Origin of the sequence: Pseudoduganella sp. RAF53_2 (genome assembly GCF_052113985.1) — a bacterium.
Taxonomy (GTDB): domain Bacteria; phylum Pseudomonadota; class Gammaproteobacteria; order Burkholderiales; family Burkholderiaceae_D; genus Rugamonas.
Genome location: NZ_JBFRDW010000686.1, coordinates 1 through 3,116, shown reverse-complemented (window position 1 = coordinate 3,116; position 3,116 = coordinate 1). Strand labels below are relative to the sequence as shown.

Genomic DNA, 3,116 nt, shown 5'->3' with positions numbered 1-3,116 from the left:
CGAAGGCATCTCCTGCGGATAGACGTCGATCAGCTTCACCACGAAGTCGCTGTCCGTACCGGAGGTCGAAACGAAGAGCTTGGGCGTGACGGGACCGGCGATGGTCACATCATCTTCCAGCACTTCGCTCTGGTACACCACCACGTCCGGACGTGAAGCGGCAAAGCGCTGGTCGGACACCATGTATTCCTTCGGCACGCCGGTGGCCGGATAGCCGATATAAGGCACCGGCTTGCGCGGATCGCTCACATACTCGTCAAACGCGGCGGCGGCAGCAGAAGGCTGGTTCCACGGCAGCGTGCCGTTGGCCCCGAAGTACAGCATCTGCGACTTGGCTTGCTGCGGCGGCCAGGTGGCGTACTGGCGCCAGACATTGGTCCCGGTTTCGAAGGCGTTCACTTCGGCGATCGGCTTGTCGGCCTTCTTATCCTTCAGATTCTGTTCGAAGAAGGGGAACAGCAGCTTCTTGTTGAAGTATTCGCTGGTCTTGCTGTCGAAATGCACCGCGCCCAGGCTCTTGCCTTCCTGGCCTGCCCAGCCGCCGTGCGTCCACGGGCCGATCACCAGGCCGTTGAAGATGCCGGTGTTGTTCTTGCGGATCGAGTTATAGGTGGTGAACGGGCCTTGCGGATCTTCCGCATCGAACCAGCCACCGACGGTCAGCACGGCCGCCTTGATGTTCTTCAGGTGCGGCGCGATATTGCGCGACTGCCAGAACTGGTCGTAGGTGTCGTGGTCGATGGTCGGCTTCAGATAGGCCAGTTGCTTCGGCTGCAGGTCCGCCAGAATGCCGGACATGGTCAGGCGCTGCAGGAAGTAATCGTAGCTGTCCGCCGTGCCGTAATCGAAGCGCTCGCGCACGCGGGCCGGCGGCGCTGGATTTTTCTCCTCGGTGAACGAGGAATAGAAGTCGAAGTTCCCCGACAACATGAAGGCGCCGCCGTGATAGGAATCGTCGCCCATGAACAGGTCCGTCACCGGCGCCTGCGGCGAAGCGGCCTTGATCGCTGGGTGCGAGTCGATGATCGAGGCCGAGGTGTAGAAGCCCGGGTAGCTGATGCCGTAAATACCGACCTTGCCGTTATTATTGGCCACGTGCTTCAGCAGCCAGTCCACCGTGTCGTGCATGTCCTGGCTCTCGTTGCCTTCGCCTGCCGCCTTGTTGGCTTTCACATGCGGCGTCATCTCCTGCCATTTGCCCTCGGACATATAGCGCCCGCGCACATCCTGCCGCACGAAGATGTAGCCGCTGTCCGCGAAGTCTTGCGGCAGGCCAAAGCTCTTTGGGTAGTAATCCACGCCGTAATGCGACTCGCCGTCCTGATACACGCCCACGCTGTAAGGGGTACGCTGGATCAGGAAGGGATAGGGCCTGGACGCATCCTTCGGCACATAGACCGCCGTGAACAGGCGCGCGCCATCGCGCATCGGGATGCGGAATTCGTATTTGGTGTAGGTGGCGCGCAGGTCCGGCTTGTCCTTGTCGTCAGGCGCCGCGTGGACGGCGCCTGCAAAAGCCAGTGCGAGAGAAAGGGCGAGTGGGGTCAGGTGGTGGCGTTGCATAGGTCCTTATTTAATTAGTTCCTGCTTCGGGTCGAAGACGGCCCTTATCATACAGGCGCAGGCGGTCAAGCTTGGCGGCATACAGATCGTGGTCGCCGCGCGTGGTGCTGTTGCTCATCGCAAGGCGCATATGCTTGTCGGCGGTTTTGAAATCACCCAGTTCGAAGGCGGCTTTCGCCATCCAGAAGTGGAACTCGTGATAGTAGGGCGCACGTTCCAGTTCACGGGCGAACAGGCCGCGGGCCTTGCGGTAATCGCCTTCATCCATGGCTTTGCGGCCCAGGTTGAAGTAATAGAAGGGCGGTTGCGGTTCCAGGCGATCCAGCTCCGCTTTGACCACCAGGGCTTCGGCTGTGAGGCCTTCGCCGTTCAGCACCTGTACCAGGTTGAACATGGTGATGGTGTTGCGCGGATCGCGCTGCAGGGCAAAGCGCAGCACACGCTCTGCATCGGCCAGCATGTCGTGGCGCTGATAAACGATGGCCATGGTGTTGTACGAATACAGGAAGCCGGGATCGGCCTGCATCGCACCGCGCGCCCACCAGTAAGCCTCGTCCAGCCTGCCCTGCACCAGCGCTTCGGCAGAGCGGTTATTCATGAACATGGCGATGATGGTCTGCTGTGTGATCGCTTCCTTTTCCAGGCGCTCGGCGTCGGCTGGCGGCAGGAAGTCGATGGTCACGTAATAGGCGCGGTCATATTGGCCTGGACGCGTGTCCATCACCGGTTTGCCCAGCACCAGGTTCACGTGGCCGTTGTTGAGATACAGGCTGCCGGCGCGGCTCCAGGTGTCTTCGCCCGTGATCCGCTGGAACGTTACGTCCAGCCCCAGGTCCTTGGCCAGTGCGGCGGTCATGATCACGAGGGACAGGCAATTGCCCATGCGCGCATCGAAGGCCTGCGCGGCGGTGCGGGTGATCTCGGAATCGTATTCGATGCGCAGCTGGTCGCGGCGGTACAGCGCTTCAAACAGCGCCTCGTGCGTATTGCGGCCGTGCAGGGTCTGACGGATCTGCGCCACGTAGTCGCGCATCTGCGGCGAGAGCGCAAAGATCTGGTCGGCCGTCAGTACGCTGTCCGGCTTCTTCTGGAAAGCACTATCGTTGAATAGCTGGACTGCCGGCGCTTCGGCCACCGGCGGCTTGGTGCTTGCGCAGCCCGTGACCAGCGCTGCGGCAATAATCAATATTGACAGATGTTTCATGGCGCGTCTCCCCCATGAAACAAGTATCCTCGGCTATTTTGGTGATGTCAATTCGGCGCTGACTTCCTGTACGCCGAGGGTGGAAAGGGCATCGCGCAGGTCGTCGAGTTCCGCTTCCAGATCGCTGCCCGCGTCAAATGGGCGGCCGGCGGAAGCCAGCAGCGTGTCGCCGTCGAACAGCTCGACACGCAGCATGCCTTCGCCGCCTTGTTCGGCTGGCGTGACCACGGCACGGGCCGGACCGCTGTGCGCCCGCAGGGCATCGCCGAACTGCGCCATCATGGCCAGGGTCGCGTGTTCCAGACGGCCTTGCTGCAGTGCGCCGTAGAACAGGTCCTGGTACAGGAAG

Annotated in this window: 2 protein-coding genes and 1 pseudogene; all 3 read right to left on the bottom strand. The window is 61.5% G+C overall.

Annotated features, from left to right (window positions below):
• Window positions 1-1,563, bottom strand: a 1,563-nt coding sequence (locus AB4Z11_RS27755) for a CocE/NonD family hydrolase (protein ID WP_442029065.1), incomplete at its 3' end; no start/stop codon positions are given.
• A 10-nt stretch (window positions 1,564-1,573) separates the two neighbouring features.
• Window positions 1,574-2,767, bottom strand: coding sequence for a tetratricopeptide repeat protein (locus tag AB4Z11_RS27750; RefSeq protein ID WP_442029064.1), 1,194 nt, complete (start codon window positions 2,765-2,767; stop codon window positions 1,574-1,576).
• A 33-nt stretch (window positions 2,768-2,800) separates the two neighbouring features.
• Window positions 2,801-3,116, bottom strand: a pseudogene (locus AB4Z11_RS27745) (hypothetical protein); the annotation flags it as partial.